The following is a 19083-nucleotide window of genomic DNA, read 5'->3' as shown; positions in this document are numbered from 1 at the left end:
CGTGGCCTCAGAACACGACGCGGGCCGCCAGCAGCGCCGCTCCCGCCTCCGGGTCCCCCTCCAGCTCCAGGCGGCCCCGCGTCGGCCGCCCGGACAGGTGCCGGGCGCAGTCGACCGCGTCCGCGTGGAGCGTGGCGGCAGGGCTGCCGATGCCGAGCAGGTAGTCGCCTCCCGCGGGGCCGTGAAGGTCGAGTTCGGCCGGGGGCCCCGTCCAGGAGAGAGCCAGGTCGAGCACCACCTGGCCGACGATCTCCCGGTCGTGCCGGTCGAGAACGAGCTCGGCGCCGGTGGCGTCGCTGAGGTCCACCCGGTGCATCCAGGTGTCACGGGTGACGAGGACGTTGCCGAGGTAGTCCACCGAGTCGTCCGGCAGGGCTCTGGCCTCCGGATAGAGCAGGCTCAGCCGGACCTTGCGGCGGACCGGGGCGGGCATCCGGCGCAGGGCGATGAGGCCCTGCGGCGCGAAGTGCGCGAGGGCGCCGATCAGCTCGCGCCCCGGGACGGCCTTCCGGTCCTCGATCTGGCACTCGTTGTGGCCGTCGAGCCGGCCGAGCCCCGGATGGGTCCGCGCGGCCCTGCGCACCCGGCGCACGGCGGCCCAGGGCCGGGACAGCTCCTCGTACTGCCCGACGGTGTGGGCCAGCATGTCCCGGACCGTCCAGCCGTCGCACACGGTGGGGCGTTGCCAGTCCTCGTCGGAGAGCTCACGGAACGTGGACAGGGTCGCCCGCAGCTCCGCCTCGTTGACCAGGCGGGCCCGCGTCCCGTACGTACGCGGAACGGCGCGGGCGGACGACGTCGTGGTGGCCATGGGCACGCCTCCCGTCTCCCGGCATCCACGCTACGCCGAGAGGGCACGGCCCGCCCTGCTCGCAGGACCCCCGAAACCGGGGGCTGACCCTACTGACCCGGACCCCTCGGATCCGTACCGTGAAGCGCATGGAAGCCCGTGAACCCGAGCTCAGGCGAGAGCTCGACGCCACCCTTCAGGCCCGCGCCGAGCTGGGGCCCGCATACGAGTCCGCGCTCATCGACTCGTTCCTGGAAAAGGTCGAGCAGCGGCTCGACGGCACCCTCGACCGGCGGATGCGGCGCAGCCTCGCCGAGCAGCGGACGACGACCGCCCGGGGCCGTGCGGAGCCCGCCAGGCCCGGGGGAAGCTTCGGGGAGCGCTTCGGCTTCGGGGCCGTCTCGCTGGTGCTGGCCGTCCCGCTGTCCGCGATCGGCGTCGCGAACGCGGGGATCGAGGGGCTCGTCGTGACCTGGCTCGGGATCTTCGGCGTGAACGCCGTGCATGCCGCCCGCACGTGGCCCTGGGGCCAGGAGAGGAAGCGGACGTCCTCCGGCTGGGACGACTGAGGCGACCGAGGCGTCGACCGCACGCACGGATAATCGCGGGGACCGCCGCACCCCCGGTTTCCCAGGGGGCGGGACGACGGCGGTCCCCGCGAGGGACGCGGTCCCGGGTCAGGGCCGGGTCTCGCGTCCGGGCGACGGTGGAGGTCCGGGAGCCGCTCCGTAGTCCGTGTCGCCGTATCGGGTGCCGGCGGGTTTCCCTGCCGACACCCATTACTCTGCCGGAGCCGTGTTAAGCCGGTGCTGCGCCCACGTGTCGCGCTCGTACCGTTTTCGCTAACCCGGGAAAGACATCCCTCACGACTTGGGCGCCGTGCCCTTGGCGAGGAAGGCCAGCAGGTCCTGCCTGCTCACGACCCCCGTCGGCTTGCCCTCGACCAGGACGATCGCCGCGTCGGCGCCGTCCGTGCCGCTGAGCACCGCCATCAGGTCCTCGACCGGTTCACCCGAGCCGACCTGCGGCAGCGGGGCCGACATGTGCCTCTCCAGCGGGTCGGAGAGCGTGGCCCGCTGGGTGAACAGGGCGTCCAGGAGCTGACGCTCCACGACCGAGCCGATGACCTCGGCGGCCATGACGTCCGGGTGCCCCGCGCCCGGCTTCACGATCGGCATCTGGGAGACGCCGTACTCCCGGAGCACGTCGATGGCCTCGCCGACCGTCTCCTCCGGGTGCATGTGGACGAGCGAGGGCAGCGGGCCGTCCTTGAAGTCGAGGACGGCACCTACCCGGGCGGAAGGCCCGGAGTCCTCCAGGAAGCCGTAGTCGGCCATCCACTCGTCGTTGAAGATCTTGCTCATGTAACCGCGCCCGCTGTCGGGGAGCAGGACGACGACCACGTCCTCGGGGCCCAGCCGCTTCGCGACCTCCAGGGCCGCGACGACCGCCATGCCGCAGGAGCCGCCGACGAGCAGCCCCTCCTCCTTGGCGAGGCGGCGGGTCATCTGGAAGGAGTCCTTGTCGGAGACCGCGACGATCTCGTCCGTGACCGTACGGTCGTAGGCGCTCGGCCAGAAGTCCTCACCGACGCCCTCCACGAGGTACGGGCGCCCGGAACCGCCGGAGTAGACGGAGCCCTCCGGGTCGGCGCCGATGATCCGCACCCGGTTCTCGCTGACCTCCTTGAGGTAGCTGCCCGTTCCGGTGATCGTGCCGCCGGTGCCGACGCCCGCGACGAAGTGGGTGATCCGCCCGTCCGTCTGCTTCCAGAGCTCGGGACCGGTGCTCTCGTAGTGCGAGCGCGGGTTGTTCGGGTTGGAGTACTGGTCGGGCTTCCAGGCTCCGGGGGTCTCACGGACCAGACGGTCGGAGACGTTGTAGTACGAGTCCGGGTGCTCCGGGTCGACGGCCGTCGGGCAGACCACGACCTCCGCGCCGTACGCGCGCAGCACGTTGATCTTGTCCGTGGACACCTTGTCCGGGCAGACGAAGACGCACTTGTAGCCCTTCTGCTGGGCGACGATGGCCAGCCCGACACCGGTGTTGCCGCTGGTGGGCTCGACGATGGTGCCGCCGGGCTGGAGCTCGCCGCTCTGCTCGGCGGCTTCGATCATGCGCAGCGCGATGCGGTCCTTGACCGACCCGCCGGGGTTGAAGTACTCGACCTTGGCCAGGACCGTCGCCTGAATGCCTGCCGACACATTGCGCAGCCTGACCAGCGGGGTGTTGCCGACAAGACTGATCATCGAATCGTGGAATTGCACCGTGTACTCCGGGATCTCCGTGATGGTCAGCCAAGAGTATGCGTACGGGCACGAGATCGGCCGAAGCGATTGAGCAATGCCCCCCACGGGGCAGGTAGTGCTGTGTACGGCTGTACTGCACGGAGGAGGTGGACCGGACTGTGTCGAGAGCGAGGGTGGCACGGCGGATCGCGGCGGGTGCGGCTTACGGGGGCGGCAGCGTAGGGCTGATCGGCGCGGCGACGGTCGGCCTGGTGCTGGCCGAGGTGCAGCTGGCGAAACGGCAGGTGGGCGGCGGCACGGCACCCGTCCCGCCGAGCGCGGACGGACGGTACGGGGTGGCGTTCGCCGGGCCCGCCGATCCGTTGCGCTTCGTGATGCTGGGCGACTCGACGGCGGCCGGCCAGGGGGTGCGCAGGGCCGGCCAGACCCCGGGGGCGCTGCTGGCGTCCGGCCTGGCGGCGGTGGCGGAGCGGCCGGTGGATCTGCGGAACGTGGCACTGCCGGGTGCCCGGTCCGACGATCTGGAGCGCCAGGTGTCCCTGGTCCTGGCGGATCCGTCCGGGGTGCCGGACGTCTGCGCGATCATGATCGGCGCGAACGACGTGACCCACCGGATGCCGGCCACCCAGTCCGTGCGCTGCCTGAGCACGGCCGTACGACGGCTGCGCACGGCAGGCGCGGAGGTCGTCGTGGGGACCTGCCCCGACCTGGGCACGATCGAGCCGGTCTACCAGCCGCTGCGCTGGCTGGCGCGGCGGGTGAGCAGGCAGCTGGCGGCGGCTCAGACGATCGGCGCGGTGGAACAGGGCGGCCGGACGGTCTCGCTGGGCGATCTGCTCGGACCGGAGTTCGAGGCGAACCCCCGGGAACTCTTCGGGCCCGACAACTACCACCCCTCGGCCGAGGGGTACGCGACGGCCTCCATGGCGATGCTGCCCACACTGTGCGCGGCGCTCGGACTGTGGCCGGAGTCCGACCATCTGGACAGCTCACGGCGCGAGGGCATGCTCCCTGTGGCCAAGGCGGCCTCCAGGGCCGCACGGGAGGCGGGCACGGAGGTCACGGGGGTCCGGGCGCCCTGGGCCCTGCTCAAGCACCGCAGGCGGCGGCGCCTGCCCGCCCACACGGAGCCCGTGCCCCACGAGGACACGGAGCCGGGGGGCGGCACCGGCAGCGGTCCGGGAAGCGGCAACGGGAAGAACGCCGGGACGGGCACGCACGGCAGGATGCCCGGCCACGGCTTCGGGGCGACCTGGCGCCGGGCGTAGGGGCACCTGCCGGGCGGACGGTCACCGCGGGCCGTTCGGCAAACGCTTCCGCCCGCGTTCCGTCCATGCGGGAACATTGCGGGCGACTGAGCGGTTGCTTAGAAAAGAGGTCCGCATCACATCGCCTGTCGGGTGACCTCAGCTATACGTCCGGGTAACTTCCAAGGCAGCCCAGCCTTCCTGCCTTCCAGTCCTCATGGAGCCGCGTGATGCCCGAAGCCGTGATCGTCTCTGCTGCCCGTTCGCCCATCGGCCGGGCCTTCAAGGGGTCCCTCAAGGACCTGCGCGCGGACGACCTGACCGCGACCATCATCCAGACCGCGCTGGCCAAGGTCCCCGAGCTGGACCCGAAGGACATCGACGACCTGATGCTCGGCTGCGGCCTCCCCGGCGGCGAGCAGGGCAACAACCTGGGCCGCATCATCGCCGTGCAGATGGGGATGGACCACCTCCCCGGCTGCACGGTGACCCGCTACTGCTCGTCCTCGCTGCAGACCAGCCGCATGGCGCTGCACGCCATCAAGGCGGGCGAGGGCGACGTCTTCATCTCCGCCGGCGTCGAGATGGTGTCCCGCTTCGCGAAGGGCAACAGCGACAGCCTGCCGGACACCCGCAACCCGTTCTTCGCCGAGGCCGAGGCCCGCACCGCGGCCCGCGCGGAGCAGTCCGGCACGAGCTGGAGCGACCCGCGCGAGGAGGGCCTGGTCCCGGACGCGTACATCGCGATGGGCCAGACCGCGGAGAACCTGGCCCGTATCAAGGGCGTCACCCGCCAGGACATGGACGAGTTCGGCGTGCGCTCGCAGAACCTGGCGGAGGAAGCCCTCAAGAACGGCTTCTGGGAGCGCGAGATCACCCCGGTGACGACGCCGGACGGCACGGTGGTCTCGAAGGACGACGGCCCGCGCGCGGGCGTCACCCTGGAGGGCGTGCAGGGCCTGAAGCCGGTGTTCCGCCCCGACGGGCTCGTCACCGCCGCCAACTGCTGCCCGCTCAACGACGGCGCCGCCGCGCTCGTCATCATGTCCGACACCAAGGCCCGCGAGCTGGGCCTGACCCCGCTGGCGCGCATCGTCTCGACCGGCGTCTCCGGCCTGTCCCCGGAGATCATGGGCTACGGGCCGGTCGAGGCCAGCAAGCAGGCGCTCAAGCGCGCGGGGCTGACCATCGACGACATCGACCTGGCCGAGATCAACGAGGCGTTCGCCGCGCAGGTCATCCCGTCCTACCGGGACCTCGGTCTCCCGCTGGACAAGGTGAACGTCAACGGCGGCGCCATCGCCGTCGGCCACCCCTTCGGCATGACCGGCGCCCGCATCACCGGCACGCTGATCAACAGCCTGCAGTTCCACGACAAGCAGTTCGGCCTGGAGACGATGTGCGTGGGCGGCGGCCAGGGCATGGCCATGGTGATCGAGCGGCTGAGCTGAGCCGCAGCGGAGGGTTGGGGTCGTCCGAGGTACGAGGGCGGCACCAGCCCGCAGCGGAGGCGAAGCGAACGCGACCGATGACGCAGAGCGGCTGAGCTGAGCCGCAGCGGAGGGTTGGGGTCGTCCGAGGTACGAGGGCGGCACCAGCCCGCAGCGGAGGCGAAGCGAACGCGACCGACGACGCGAAGCGGCTGAGCTGAGCTGAGCCCTTGCACAGGGGCGAGAGCCCGCTCTTCACTCCCACGCGAGGGCCCCGTCGAACCGGCCGAGCCCCGATCGTGACCGAATTTCCCCCAGGATGTGATCTGCGTCCTGGGGGAGAGTCGTTTTCGCAGGTCACACCTACCCCAGAGCTAAACACCGGGCCCAAAGACCTGTCCAATTCGTGACGTAATGCACTGACAGGAAGCACAAGTACAGGACAAGCTGATGTAGGAAGTCGGGGGTGTCGATTGAAACCGGGAGTATGTCAGTGAGCGCCATGCCGTTTGCCCTGTTGCTGACCACCGCCGCTGCCACGGCCGTCGGCGCCGCCGCTCTGCACGCTGCTCACGGGCTGCGCAAGCAGGTCAGCGCCCTGCGCACGGAGCTGGCGGAGGGCCGGAGCCTCCGCACGTCCGTCCCCGAACAGCAGGACCGCAGCACCGCCACCCCCGCCGAGGAGATACGCGCGGCCGTCGCCGAAGCGCTCGCCGAGGAGCGTGAGCGCGAGCTGGCCGAGGCGCGCGCCTTCTGGGCCGCCCAGGAAGCCCGCGACGCCGCCGACGCCCCGTCCCTGCTGGGCGGGCTGGGTGACGACGCCCCGTTCTTCATGCCCCGCCAGAGCGACTTCGCGGGCCTGGACGCGATGGACCTCGACGCCGGTGACGCCCTCGACGAGCTGGCGGAGCTCGCGGAACTGACCGACCTGCCCGAGATCGCCGAGTACGCGGAGTTCGCCGAGGACTCCCCCGAGCTGGCAGCGGCCCGCCGCCGCCACCCCTCGCACCCGGACTTCGTCCCCGTGCAGACACCCGTGGTCACCGACCATGAGCGTACCGTGAACCGGCTGGAGCGGCTCGCCGACACCGGTACGGAGCTCACGGACGTGCGCCCCGGCCCGCTCGGGACGCTGGACGTGTACGTCTTCGCGGACGGCACCACGCTCTGCATGACCCCCGGTCACCGGGAGACCGCCGAGCGGCTCGCCGACTCGCTGCGCTCGGGTCAGCAGCCGGTGCTGCTGGGCGGCTCCGGGGTCTCCGGCGCCTACGCGCTGACCTTCTCGTGCGGCGAGGAGAACGTCTACATCCTCGCCGACCGCGTCATCGCCTCGTTCTAGCGGGGACCGGGTGCGAACGCACGCGCCGCCGCCTCGTCGACACACCGCACGGCCTCGTCCAGCTCCTGGGACGAGGCCGTTTCCAGTGCCACCGCCAGATCCCGGCCCGCGACCGCGAGCTGGTCACCGACCGCGAACATCCCTGCGTCCGGCATGATCCGCGGCTCCCGGCCGGGCGACTCGGCGCGCTGGGCCCGGGCGGACAGCTCCCGGGCGGTCGCCAGGCCCTCCGCGGCCGCGCCGCGCTGCAGCCGGCTCTGCGGGGCGCTGCGCAGCCGGTCGGCGAATCGGTCGACGGCGGTGACGAGGGGGGTCGTATCGAGCACGCCGTGACCCTACGCGCCCCTGGGGGATGGTTGCCAACGCGCGGGCGCCCGGGCTCGCCGACGGGACCGTCCACGCGTACGGCCTCCGGAGAGCCGCCCGGAAGCTGCGCCGGGACCGCGCGCCCCGCGACGACGGACGGCCCGCAGGCGAATCGCCTGCGGGCCGTCCGTCGTCGTGACACCTACGGGGTCAGTCGTCCCCGTTGAGGATGGAGAGCAGACGCAGCATCTCCAGGTAGATCCACACCAGGGTCAGGGTGAGGCCGAAGGCCGCCAGCCAGGACTCCTCGCGCGGGGCGCCGAAGGCGATGCCGTCCTCGACCTGCTTGAAGTCCAGGGCCAGGAAGCACGCGCCCAGGATGATGCCGATGACTCCGAAGAGGATGCCGAGGCCGCCGCTGCGGAAGCCGAGGCCGTCACCGCCACCGAAGACGCTGAACAGCAGGTTGACCATCATCAGGAGCACGAAGCCCATGGCCGCGGCCATCACGAAGCCGTAGAAACGGCGGGTGACGCGGATCCAGCGCATCTTGTACGCGATGAGGACACCGGCGAAGACACACATGGTGCCCATGACCGCCTGCATCACCGTGCCAGGGCTGATGTAGGTGCTGACCGTGCTGGAGATCACTCCGAGGAAGACACCCTCGAAGGCGGCGTAGGCCAGGATCAGCGCGGGCGACGCCTTGCGCTTGAAGGACTGGATGATCGCGAAGACGAACGCCACCAGGGCAGCGCCGACGGCGATGCCGTAGGACTTGCCGAGATTGGCCTCGTCGACCGGCAGAAGGGCCCAGGAGAGCGCGGCGGTGAGCACCACGGTGCCCAGCGTCATGGCCGTACGCGTGACGACGTCGTCGATCGTCATCGCGCCGGAGCGCGCCGGCGCCTGCGGGGCGCCGTACTGGGTGTCCTGCTGGGCGTAGGGGTTCGTGGCGTACGGGTTGGCGGCGGCGCCCTGCGCGTACGGGTTGGCACCCGCTGCGGGGGCCCCGGCCTGCGGCGCCGCGTTGAAGCCCGCGTAGCCGTTGTCGCGGCTGAACCCCCGTCGCGAGAAGACCGGGTTGCTGCTCCTCATTTCACTCCTCCATGGCCACCGTGCGTGGCCTTGTCACAAGAGTAATGGGTAGGCAAAACAATGACCCTAGTGCCAGGGGAGGATCTTTGAGGAAGTTGACGCCTGAAGTACCGCGCGGTCTGCCGGATGCCACCGGCGGTGCGGTGGTGCCCGGAGCCGGACTCGAACCGGCACGCCCCCGAGGAGGCAGCGAGGTTTAAGCTCGCCGTGTCTGCATTCCACCACCCGGGCGTGGGTGCGCGACTCCGCGTTGGCACAAGACCCTATCCGGGGGCGTCCCTCGAACAGCGGAACACCCGCTCGATGTTGTCTTATTTTATTGACTGCTTGAGGGTCCGTCAGACAGCCCGTACCGCATCAGCACACGCCCGGACCGTCCGATCGGTACGAACCCTGGCAAACGGGAATGACGGAAACTCGCCGCACTCGCACGGCCCATTCGCCAGGGGCCGCGCCACCGTTCGCCAGGGTCCCGCCACCTCACCCGGCGGCGGTGTCGTTGACGCACCTCAGGACCGGCCGCCGGCCCAGGGCCTCCGGGTCCTTCAGCACCGCTCCCGTGACGTGGAACACGGCACTCTCACCCGGCAGCAGGGTGACGAGCATGTCGTCCACCTCGGCCGCGGGGTCGAGCCGGTCGGGGAAGAGTGACAGGTCCCGCAGGAGGGTCCGCGCCGTCACCGTGACCCGGTACCCGATACCCGACTCGTCACCCTGTGTGACGGACACGTCGTAGCGGGCCGGCGGCAACGCCAGGCGGGTGTCCTCCGCGTAGAACTCGACCACCCGCAGATCGCCCAGCTCCGCCACGAGCACCTCGCCCGAGCTGTCCGCCGGTTCGGCGACCGAGGGCGGCAGGGGCACGCGGGTGACTCCGCGGGCCGCCGTGCCCACCACGACCGTCTCCTCGGCCAGGACCGCGCCGTCCAGCGAGCGCCTGGTCAGCCGCAGCGCACCCTCCCAGAGGCGGGGCGAGTCGTTGACCAGGTGCAGGGCCCCGTCGCGTACGGCCATCAGACGGTCGGCGTACACCGAGCGCAGCGCGTACCAGAGCGGCTTGCGGCGGCCGTCGCCGTCCACCGCGGACCAGGACACGACCGGCCAGCAGTCGTTGAGCTGCCACACGATCGCGCCCATGCAGTACGGGGTGTGCGAGCGGAAGTGACGGATGCCGAAGGCGACCGCGCGGGCCTGGTTCAGCTGTGTGAGCCAGTGCCAGTCGTCGAAGGACGTGGGCTGCGGGAGGTGGTCCCCCAGACCGCGCAGCAGCTTGGCGTCGCCGTCCTCCGCCTTCTGGTGGTGGGCGATCGACGGGGCGCCGAGGCCGAGCGGCCCGCTGACGGCACGGCGCAGGGTGGCGTACGCGGGCGGGCCCTGGAAGCCGAACTCGGCCACGAAGCGGTGGGCCGCTTCGGCGTAGTGCGTGTAGTCGGCCCGGTTCCAGACCTCCCAGAGGTGGACCGTGCCCCGGGCGGGGTCGTTCGGGGGCAGATCCGGGGAGCCGGAGTAGGGCGAGCCCGGCCAGTACGGGCGGGTCGGGTCGGTCTCGGCGCACAGGGCGGGAAGCAGCTCGTGGTAGTAGGCGTGGCCCCAGGTGCGGCCCTCGAGCTTCTCCTGCCAGCCCCAGTCGGCGTGGCCCTCCAGGTTCTCGTTGTTGCCGCACCACAGCACCAGCGAGGGGTGCGGAGCAAGCCGGACGAGGTTCTCGCGTGCCTCGGCGGCCACCTCGTCGTACAGGGGCTGCTCCTCCGGATAGGCCGAGCAGGCGAACGGGAAGTCCTGCCAGACCAGCAGCCCCTTCTCGTCGGCCAGCTCGTAGAAGTCGTCGCTCTCGTAGAGGCCGCCGCCCCAGACGCGGACCAGGTTGACGCCTGCGGCGATCGCCTGGTCGAAGCGGTCGGAGATCCGCTGCCGGGTCACCCGTGCGGGGAAGCAGTCGTCGGGTATCCAGTTCACCCCGCGCACGAAGACGGGCTCGTCGTTGACCGATATACGGAACGCCTCGTGCTCCAGGACGACTCCCCGGAAGCCGGTCCTGCCGCTCCACGCCTCGTCCCCGAGGCGGACGGTGACGTCGTACAGGGGCTGCTCGCCGTGGCTGTGCGGCCACCAGCGGGCGGCCCCGGGGACGGAGAGGGTGACAGCACCGCGGTCCTCCCCGGCGGGGACGGTGAGCACGGCCCGTTCGCCGGCCACCTCCACCGACGCCTCCAGGGGGCCGTCCCCTGCCCGGTCCACGTCCAGGGTGAGGGCCAGGCGCGGCACCCCGTCCCCGTCGAGGTCGGCGAGTACCTTCACCTCGGCGATGCGCGGGCCCGTCCAGGACTCCAGCGCGACCGGCCGCCAGATGCCGGAGGTCACCAGCGTCGGACCCCAGTCCCAGCCGAAGTTGCAGGCCATCTTGCGGATGAAGGCGTACGGCTCGGTGTAGGCGCCGGGCCGGTCGCCGAGCTCGTCCCGCAGGGCCTCGGCGTAGGTGTACGGCGCGGTGAAGCGGACGGCGAGGGTGTTGAGGCCCTCGCGCAGCAGCGGCCGGACGGGGAAGCGGTAGCCGCGGTGCTGATTGGCGGTGGAGCCGATCTCGGTGCCGTTGAGCAGGATCGTGGCGACGGTGTCGAGGCCGTCGAAGCACAGGTCGGTGAACTCGTGCCCGTCACCGGCCCACACGAACTCGGTGCGGTACGTCCAGTCGGTACGGCCGATCCAGCCGAGCCGCTTCTCGTTGTCGTCCAGGTACGGGTCGTCGATCAGCCCGGCGGCCAGCAGGTCGGTGTGCACGCAGCCGGGGACGGCCGCCGGTACGCCGCCCGCGGGGAGGCCCACCGGCACGGGGCCGTCGGCGGTGAGCGTCCAGCCGTCGTGCAGGGGCAGGTGGCGCGGTGTCACGCGGGGGTCCTTCCGCAGTCGGGGAGTCCGGCGCAGGCCACGAAGTGGTCCGGCTCGGTCTCGTACAGGTCGCCGTCCCGCGCGCCGCCCTCGTGGTAGGCGCAGGCCGCCACAGGTTCGGCGGTGGTCCAGGGCTGGTTCAGCCGGGGCACCGCGGCGAGCAGTGTGCGGGTGTAGGGGTGGAGGGGGTTGCCGAAGACCTTCTGGGTGTCCCCGCGTTCGACGACACGGCCGCTGCGCAGCACCACGGTCTTCTCGGCCAGATACGTGCCGAGCGACAGGTCGTGCGTGATGTAGAGGACACCGAGACCGCGTTCCTTGAGGCCGGCGAGGAGATTCAGCACATCGATGCGGGTCGAGGCGTCGAGCATGCTGGTGATCTCGTCGGCGACCAGGAAACGCAGGTCGAGCAGGAGGGCGCGGGCGATCAGCAGCCGCTGGAGCTGTCCGCCGCTGAGCTGGTGCGGGTAGCGGCCGAGCACCTGACCGGGGTCCAGGCGTACGTCGCGTACGGCCTTCTCCACGCGGTCGGCCCACTCCCTGTCGGAGACGTCCGGGTGGTAGGCGCGGCGCACCAGCGCGAAGACGCGGTCGGCCTTGAAGACGGGGTTGTAGCAGCTGAAGGGATCCTGGAAGACGCCCTGGACGCGGCGGTAGAAGTCCTTGCCGGGCCGGACCTGTTCGCCGTCCAGGGTGAGGCTGCCGGAGCTGACCTGGGTCAGGCCCAGCACCATGCGGCCGATGGTGGACTTGCCGCTGCCGCTCTCGCCGATGAGGGAGACCAGTTCGCCTGGGGCCGCCGAGAACGACACCCGGTCGACGGCGGTGGTGGAGCCGCCGCCGAAGGCGCCGGCCCGGAAGGTCTTGGTGACACGGTCGAGGGTCAGCATCAGGCCGCCTTCCAGCATGCGACGGTGTGGCGGGGGGCTACCTCGACGACCGGGGGCTCCTCGGCGCACCCGCTGTCGGCGAGCGGGCAGCGGGCGCGGAAGCGGCAGCCGGCGGGCGGATTCAGCAGGGAGGGCGGGGAGCCCTCGATGCCGCTGAGCGGCTTGTCCACGAAACGGGCCCCGACCTGCGGCAGCGAGCCGATCAGCATCTTGGTGTACGGGTGGCGTGGCTCGGTCGTCAGGACCTTCGTGGGGGCCTTCTCGGCGAGCTTGCCGGCGTACATCACCATGATCGAGTCGGCGATGTGCGAGGTGAGCCCGAGGTCGTGGGTCACGAAGATCATGCTGGTGACCAGGCCCTTGTCGCGCAGCCCGGTGAGGGCGCCGACGACGGCCTGCTGGTTGGAGACGTCCAGGGCCGAGGTCACCTCGTCGGCGACGAGGACGGACGGGTCGAGCAGCGTGGAGATCACCATGACGGCGCGCTGCTTCATCCCCCCGGACAGCTCGATCGGATAGCGGTCCAGTACGTCGGGCTCCAGACCGACCAGCGCGAGGCGGCGGTGGAGCTCGCCGGTGTCCACGGTGACGCCGCGGGAGGCGAGGAGTTCGCGGATCATGCGTCCGATGCGGCGGGTGGGGTTGAGCGCGCTCATCGAGTACTGCGGGACGAGCGAGATCTTGTGGAAGCGGTAGGCGTTCATCGCCCGGTCGTCGGACAGCGGCAGTTCGTCGCCGTCCAGCGTCACGCTGCCACCGACGTGCCGCATCCGGCCGTCGAGCCGGATGAGGGCCTTGCCCAGGGTGGTCTTGCCGCAGCCGGACTCGCCCGCCAGGCCCAGGATCTCGCCGTCCGCCAGGTCGAAGCCGACGCCGTCCAGGGCCCGGACCTCGCCGCGCAGCGTGCGGTAGTGGACCCGCAGATCTTTGACGGTCAGGGTCATCTGCTCAGGACTCCCTCAGCTTCGGGTTGAAGACCTCGTCGAGGCCCACGTTGGCGACGTAGAGCGCGCCGACGATCGCGGTGATCCCGGCACCCGGCGGGACGAACCACCACCACATGCCGAGTTGGAGCGCGCTCCACTGCTGGGCGCTCTGGAGCATCAGGCCCAGCGAGACGCCTTCGGTCGGGCCGAGCCCGATGAAGTCCAGCGAGGAGGCGATGAGGATGGACCCGCCGAAGAGCAGGATGAACATCATGAAGAGGTAGGAGCTCATGTTGGGCGCGATCTCGCGGAAGACGATCCGCCAGGTGCCGCTGCCGCTGAGCCGGGCCAGGTCCACGAACTCCCGGGTGCGCAGCGAGAAGGTCTGCGCCCGGATCGCGCGGGCCGCCCACGGCCACGAGGTCAGGCCGATGAACAGCCCCTGCACGGCGACGCTGCGCACCCCCATGTAGGCGTTGATGATCAGCAGGACGGCGAGGGCGGGGATCACCAGCACGACGTTGGTGAGCATGTTGAGGATCTCGTCGGTGATGCCGCCCCGGTAGCCGGCGAGGAAGCCGACGACCATGGCGATGACGGCGGCGATGGCACCGCCGACCACGCCCACCAGGAAGGTGGCGCGCAGCCCGTGCACGAACTGCGCGTACACGTCCTGGCCGAAGGTGGTGGTGCCCATCCAGTAGGTGCCGTCGGGCGCGGACGCCTGCGGGCCCACGTACTCGTTGGGGTTGCCGTTGCCGAGCAGCATCGGGCCGACGACGCCGACCGCCAGCAGGATCGCGACCAGGCTCACGCCGATGATCAGCTTGGGGTTGCGCACCGCGTAGTGCAGCGACTCGCGGCCCGGCTTGGCCACGGGCGTCTCGGCCGAGGGGGCCTCGGGCGCCGGGTCGGACAGTGTGCTCATGACGTGCCTCCTGCCATGCCCGTACGGGTGCGGGGGTCGACGACGACGTACACGATGTCGATGAGGAAGTTGGCGATCAGTACGCCGATGACGATGAACAGGAAGGCGCCCTGGAGCAGGAAGAAGTCCTGGTTCTGGATCGCGGCGAGGATCAGCGAGCCGAGCCCCGGGTAGGCGAACACGATCTCGGTGACGAGCGCTCCGGCGACCAGCACGCCCAGCTGGAGCGCGAGCCCGGTGACCTGGGGCAGGACGGCGTTGCGGAACGCGTAACGGCGGATGAGCCGCTGGGGTGCGCCGAGGGCCGCGAGGTACGACGAGTAGTCGGACTCCAGCTCGTAGATGATCATGTTCCGCATGCCGATGGCCCAGCCGCCGAGCGCGACCAGGAACAGCGAGAGGAACGGCAGCACCCAGTGGTGCAGGGCGTCGAGGGCGAAGTCGGCGCTCCAGCCGGGCTGGATGTCCAGGCTGTAGCCCCCGGATATGGGGAACCAGCCCGCCTTGGCCCCGAGCGCCCAGGCGAGGATGACGGCGATCCACATGTACGGCATGGCGGTGAGCAGATATCCGGCCGGCAGCACGGTGTTGTCGAGGACCTTGCGCCGGGCGGACAGCGCGCCGATCCAGTTGCCCACGAACCAGCTGAGCAGGACGGCCGGGATCATCAGGCCCAGGGTGTACGGGAGGGCGTCGAGCAGGACGTCCCCGACGGGCGTGGGGAAGACGAAGATGGAGATCCCGAAGTCGCCCTGGAGCAGGGCCCCCCAGAAGTGGAGGTACTGCTGCCACAGGGGCTCGTCGAAGCCGAACAGGTTGTTGTAGTACGTGCGCATCGCCTCCGCCGCCTCCGGCTGCGAGACCCGGGCGCGGGCGACCATGGCGGAGACCGGGTCTCCGGGCATGAAGCGCGGGATCATCCAGTTGACGGTGACGGCGACGACGAAGGTCAGTCCGTAGATCAGAAGTTTGCGGGCGAAATAGCGGCGCAAGGGTGCTCCCCTGGTGGAGAGCCCCGCCGTGCGCGCACGGTCAGGTGTGCGCGCACGGCGGGGCGGTCATGGAGTCGGCGACGTCACTTGGCGGGCTTCAGCTGGGTGAGCGTCTCGAAGCCGCCCATCTCCAGCCAGTTGCGCCACAGGGCCGGTGCGGTCTTCGGTGCTCCGGCGGCGTCCGACGGCCAGTTCTTCCAGGCTCCGGTGGTGGACTGCGACCACAGGCCGTTGTACCAGAGGGGGATGATGGGCATCTCGGTCAGCTGGATCTCCTGGATCTTCGACACGGCGGCCTTCATGCCCGCGGTGTCGTCGGTCTTGACCCCGCCGAGTTCCTGGACCAGCTTCCAGGCCTCTTCGTTCTCGTAGCGCCCGAAGTTGACCGTGTTCTGCTGCTTCTGGACCGGCAGCTGGAACATGTACTCGTAGTAGGTCCAGGGGGTGTTCGACAGCTGGCGCTCGTTGTTGATGACGAGGTCGAAGTCGCCCTTGCCGCGCTGCTCGTTGAGGGCGTTCTGGTCGGGGAACTCGGTGCTGATCCTGATGCCCGCGTCCTTCGCCCCGGCCGCGATGACCTTGGCCGCCTCCATCCAGTCGGTCCAGCCCGAGGGCACGGCCAGCTTCAGGCTGAGGGCGGAGCCGTCCTTGTTCTCGACGAAGCCGTCGCCGTCCTTGTCCTTGTAGCCGGCGTCCGCGAGCTCCTTCTTCGCGGCGGCGGCGTCGTGCGTGAAGCCCTTCTCCGCGATGAGGGCCTTGTCGTCGAACTGCTCCCACTGCGGCAGCAGCCCGGTCGGGGAGGCCGGCTTGACGAGGTCGCCGTACACACCCTTGACGATCTTCCCGGTGTCGACGGAGGCGGCGAGTGCCCGGCGGAAGGCGGCGTCGTCCATCGGCTTCTTGGTGGTGTTGGGCACCAGCCAGGCGGTGTTGGCCGAGAGCATGTATGGGGCCTTGTCGTAGTACGACACGACCTTCTTGCTCTTGATCAGCGAGGAGGCGCCGGGCAGGAAGTTGTTGCTGAGGTCCAGCTGGCCCTGGCCCAGCTGGCCGATGACGACCTCGTTGCTCGGGTTGGAGACGTCCACGATGTAGCGCGGGGCCGGTGTCATGCTCAGCGCCTTCGTGCCCCACCAGTCGTCGCGCCGCTCCCACACGACCCGGTCCTGGGTCTTGCTCTTCAGCTTGTAGGCCCCGGTGCCGACGGGCTTGTCGTTGACGCCGTTGAGGATGTCCTCGTCGGTACGCGAACTCCACACGTGCTCGGGGACGATCGGCTGGCTGTAGAGGGTGGAGTCCCACTCCTGGTAGCGGGCCTCCTTGAAGGTGAAGCGGACCGTGGTGTCGTCCACCGCCGTCGCGTCGGACAGCCAGCTCCACAGCGAGTGGAAGGCGGAGGCCTCGATCTTGCCGAGGCCGTAGGAGTACGCCACGTCCTTGGCGGTCAGCGGCTTGCCGTCCGCCCAGGTGATGCCCGGACGGAGCTTCACCTCGTACGCCTTGTCGCCTGTCCAGCTGCCCGACTCCGCGAGCCAGGGGTTCAGCTTCCCCTCGTTCGGGTCGAAGTGGAACAGGGTCTCGTAGACCAGTCCCTTGGTACCGGTCGCGTGGTCCCAGTTGCGCAGCGGGTTGTAGTTGGCCGGAGGCCCCCACTGGGTGCCGGTCGTGTAGAGCGTCTCGTTGCGCGGCAGCGAGCCGCCCTTGCCGACCGGGCCGCCACTGCCGCCCGTGTCCGAACCGCCTCCCGTGCACGCGGTCGCGGCGAGTGTGAACACGGCGAGTGCGGTGGTGACCCGCAGCCGGGTACGCGTACCCATAACCCCTCCTTTTTCCCCGCGCCGTCCCTGCCGAGCGGAGTTACTGAACCGGGTAAGTGCCGTGAAGGTATGGGGGCCCCGGAGCCGTGTCAAGAGAGCGGGAGCGCTCCCATTCCAGTTTTTGCAGGGCGTCCCGTAGAGGTCTGGACCGCGACGGGGAAGACAGAGGTCAGCGGCCTGCGACTAGGATGCCGCATGAACACGAACCGGTTAAGCGAGGTCGCATGTCCAAGCAGCGCCCCACGATCGCCGACATCGCGCGTCGCGCCGGGGTCTCCAAAGTCGCGGTGTCGTACGCCCTGAACGACCGCCCCGGGGTCTCCCCCGCGACCCGTGCCTCGATCAAGGCCATCGCGCAGGAGATCGGCTGGCGCCCCAACAGCGCGGCCCGCGCCCTCACCCAGGCGCGCGCCGGCACCGTGGGGCTCGCCCTGTCGCGGCCGGCCAGGATGCTCGGGGCCGAGGCGTTCTTCATGGAGCTCATCAGCGGCATCGAGACCGAGCTGTCCGCCCGGAGCTGCGCCCTGCTCCTCCAGGTGGTCACCGACCCGGCGCAGGAGCTGGAGATGTACCGCCGCTGGTGGGGCGAGGGCCGCGTGGACGGGGTGTTCGTCGCCGATGTGCGCTCCCCCGACCCGCGGATCGAGGGCATCGCCGAGCTGGGCATGCCGGCCGTCGTGATCGGTCACCCGTCGGCGGCCGGATCGCTCACCCCCGTGTGGTCGGACGACGCGGCGGCGCTGCGGGACACCTTGACGTATCTGAGCGCGCTCGGTCATCGCTCCGTCGCCCGGGTCGCGGGGATGCCCGAGCTGATCCACACCCAGCTGCGCGACCGCGCCCAGCGTGAGATCAGCGCCGAACTCGGCCTGGACGAGCCGGTGGTGGTGCACACCGACTACTCCGGCGACGAGGGCGCGCACGCCACGCGGCGGCTGATCAGCTCGCCCGCGCGGCCCACCGCCGTCATCTACGACAACGACATCATGGCCGTCGCCGGCCTCTCCGTCGCGCAGGAGATGGGCCTGGACGTGCCCGCCGATCTCTCGCTGGTCGCCTGGGACGACTCCCAGCTCTCCCGCGTCGTGAGGCCTCCGCTGACCGCCCTGAGCAGGGACATCTCCGCGTACGGCAGCCATGCGGCCCGCACGCTCCTGACGATGGTGGCCGACGGCACGGCCCCCGGTTTCGAGGACGCGGCGGCCCGCCTGGTGCCCCGCGGATCCACCGCCCCGCCCCGGTGAGCACCCGGGGCCCTCGGGGCCGGTCTCCTACCTCAGACGTACACCGCGGGTGGGCGGGTGCGACTCAAGAGGGCCCCCGGAACGGGCACGGGGACTGACGACCGGGCGGAATTCGGCGGAGACGATGGAGGGGTCCCAGCGCACCAGCCGCCCGAACCAGGAGTACCCCTGTGACGACCACCACCGTTCACCGCACCACCGCGGTCGCCGCCCGTGCCACGGAGCTGTCGAAGGTCTACGGCCAGGGTGAGACCCAGGTGGTCGCCCTGGACCGGGTGACCGTCGACTTCCCGCAGGGCGAGTTCACCGCGATCATGGGCCCCTCGGGCTCCGGCAAGTCCACGCTGATGCACTGCGTGGCCGGTCTCGACAGCTTCAGCAGCGGTTCCGTGCGCATCGGCGAGACCGAGCTGGGGACGCTGAAGGACAAGCAGCTCACCCAGCTGCGCCGCGACAAGATCGGCTTCATCTTCCAGGCCTTCAACCTGCTGCCCACGCTGACCGCGCTGGAGAACATCACGCTGCCGATGGACATCGCCGGCCGCAAGCCCGACGCGGCCTGGCTGCAGAAGGTCATCGACATGGTGGGCCTCTCCGACCGGCTGAAGCACCGTCCCACCGAGCTCTCCGGCGGCCAGCAGCAGCGCGTCGCGGTGGCCCGCGCCCTGGCCTCGCAGCCGGAGATCATCTTCGGTGACGAGCCGACGGGGAACCTCGACTCCCGTTCCGGCGCCGAGGTCCTCGGCTTCCTGCGCAACTCGGTGCGCGAACTCGGCCAGACCGTGGTGATGGTGACCCACGACCCGGTCGCCGCCTCCTACGCGGACCGCGTGATCTTCCTCGCCGACGGTGCCGTCGTCGACGAGATGACCCAGCCCACCGCGGACGGCGTGCTCGACCGGATGAAGGCGTTCGAGGCGAAGGGCCGCACGAGCTGA

16 protein-coding genes and 1 tRNA gene are annotated in these 19083 nt (G+C 70.6%); 6 read left to right on the top strand and 11 right to left on the bottom strand.

The genetic code is table 11. The features are described from left to right. Positions 1-7: 7 nt before the first annotated feature. Entirely contained in the window at positions 8-811 is an 804-nt protein-coding gene (locus tag ACFYQ6_RS27830; protein WP_361575114.1) for a maleylpyruvate isomerase family mycothiol-dependent enzyme, read from the bottom strand. A 128-nt stretch (positions 812-939) separates the two neighbouring features. Here ACFYQ6_RS27830 and ACFYQ6_RS27825 point away from each other — a divergent pair, with 128 nt between their 5' ends. Next, positions 940-1359 carry a hypothetical protein gene (locus ACFYQ6_RS27825; RefSeq protein WP_361575117.1) on the top strand — a complete coding sequence of 140 codons (420 nt, stop codon included), beginning with the start codon at positions 940-942 and terminating at the stop codon, positions 1357-1359. A gap of 294 nt (positions 1360-1653) precedes the next feature. Here ACFYQ6_RS27825 and ACFYQ6_RS27820 read toward each other — a convergent pair whose 3' ends face one another. Continuing rightward, entirely contained in the window at positions 1654-3057 is a 1404-nt protein-coding gene (locus tag ACFYQ6_RS27820) for a cystathionine beta-synthase (RefSeq protein WP_388765487.1), read from the bottom strand. Between the two features lie 155 nt (positions 3058-3212). Here ACFYQ6_RS27820 and ACFYQ6_RS27815 point away from each other — a divergent pair, with 155 nt between their 5' ends. From ACFYQ6_RS27815 to ACFYQ6_RS27805, 3 genes are all read left to right on the top strand, one after another. After that, positions 3213-4307 carry an SGNH/GDSL hydrolase family protein gene (locus ACFYQ6_RS27815; RefSeq protein WP_361575771.1) on the top strand — a complete coding sequence of 365 codons (1095 nt, stop codon included), beginning with the start codon at positions 3213-3215 and terminating at the stop codon, positions 4305-4307. Positions 4308-4516: 209 nt separating this feature from the next. Further along, positions 4517-5737: an acetyl-CoA C-acetyltransferase gene (locus tag ACFYQ6_RS27810; protein WP_361575122.1), complete on the top strand. Its 1221-nt coding sequence runs from the start codon at positions 4517-4519 to the stop codon at positions 5735-5737. Between the two features lie 481 nt (positions 5738-6218). Beyond that, positions 6219-7058, top strand: coding sequence for a hypothetical protein (locus tag ACFYQ6_RS27805; RefSeq protein WP_388765485.1), 840 nt, complete (start codon positions 6219-6221; stop codon positions 7056-7058). On the opposite strand, the gene ACFYQ6_RS27800 is transcribed toward ACFYQ6_RS27805, so the two are convergent. The 9 genes from ACFYQ6_RS27800 to ACFYQ6_RS27760 form a co-directional block, all read right to left on the bottom strand. Next, positions 7055-7384: a hypothetical protein gene (locus ACFYQ6_RS27800; RefSeq protein WP_388765483.1), complete on the bottom strand. Its 330-nt coding sequence runs from the start codon at positions 7382-7384 to the stop codon at positions 7055-7057. The two genes, ACFYQ6_RS27805 and ACFYQ6_RS27800, sit on opposite strands and share 4 nt — an antisense overlap. A gap of 190 nt (positions 7385-7574) precedes the next feature. Further along, positions 7575-8462 carry a Bax inhibitor-1/YccA family protein gene (locus tag ACFYQ6_RS27795; RefSeq protein WP_356742428.1) on the bottom strand — a complete coding sequence of 296 codons (888 nt, stop codon included), beginning with the start codon at positions 8460-8462 and terminating at the stop codon, positions 7575-7577. Positions 8463-8606: 144 nt separating this feature from the next. Then, a tRNA-Leu gene (locus tag ACFYQ6_RS27790) sits at positions 8607-8693 on the bottom strand. A 249-nt stretch (positions 8694-8942) separates the two neighbouring features. Beyond that, positions 8943-11348, bottom strand: a complete 2406-nt coding sequence (locus tag ACFYQ6_RS27785) for a glycoside hydrolase family 2 protein (RefSeq protein WP_388765481.1) — start codon at positions 11346-11348, stop codon at positions 8943-8945. Then, on the bottom strand, positions 11345-12238 hold the full coding sequence (locus ACFYQ6_RS27780) for an ATP-binding cassette domain-containing protein (protein WP_361575133.1): 894 nt from the start codon (positions 12236-12238) through the stop codon (positions 11345-11347). The genes ACFYQ6_RS27785 and ACFYQ6_RS27780 overlap by 4 nt, the downstream gene beginning before the upstream one ends. Beyond that, entirely contained in the window at positions 12238-13182 is a 945-nt protein-coding gene (locus tag ACFYQ6_RS27775; protein ID WP_361575136.1) for an ABC transporter ATP-binding protein, read from the bottom strand. Before ACFYQ6_RS27775 ends, ACFYQ6_RS27780 begins: the two co-directional genes overlap by 1 nt. 4 nt (positions 13183-13186) lie before the next feature. Then, a complete protein-coding gene (locus ACFYQ6_RS27770) occupies positions 13187-14092 on the bottom strand; it encodes an ABC transporter permease (RefSeq protein WP_388765478.1) in 906 nt (301 codons plus the stop codon). Next, positions 14089-15084, bottom strand: a complete 996-nt coding sequence (locus tag ACFYQ6_RS27765; RefSeq protein ID WP_145808978.1) for an ABC transporter permease — start codon at positions 15082-15084, stop codon at positions 14089-14091. The genes ACFYQ6_RS27770 and ACFYQ6_RS27765 overlap by 4 nt, the downstream gene beginning before the upstream one ends. A gap of 83 nt (positions 15085-15167) precedes the next feature. Then, on the bottom strand, positions 15168-16901 hold the full coding sequence (locus tag ACFYQ6_RS27760) for an ABC transporter substrate-binding protein (RefSeq protein ID WP_388765475.1): 1734 nt from the start codon (positions 16899-16901) through the stop codon (positions 15168-15170). Between the two features lie 224 nt (positions 16902-17125). Between ACFYQ6_RS27760 and ACFYQ6_RS27755 the strand changes: the two genes are divergently transcribed. Next, positions 17126-18145: a LacI family DNA-binding transcriptional regulator gene (locus ACFYQ6_RS27755; RefSeq protein ID WP_361575146.1), complete on the top strand. Its 1020-nt coding sequence runs from the start codon at positions 17126-17128 to the stop codon at positions 18143-18145. Positions 18146-18315: 170 nt separating this feature from the next. Further along, positions 18316-19083, top strand: a complete 768-nt coding sequence (locus ACFYQ6_RS27750) for an ABC transporter ATP-binding protein (RefSeq protein WP_356742416.1) — start codon at positions 18316-18318, stop codon at positions 19081-19083.

It is taken from the genome of Streptomyces sp. NPDC005494 (genome assembly GCF_042872025.1).
Taxonomy (GTDB): domain Bacteria; phylum Actinomycetota; class Actinomycetes; order Streptomycetales; family Streptomycetaceae; genus Streptomyces.
The sequence above is the reverse complement of the archived record's forward strand: the minus strand, read 5'-3'. Positions and strand labels throughout refer to the sequence as shown.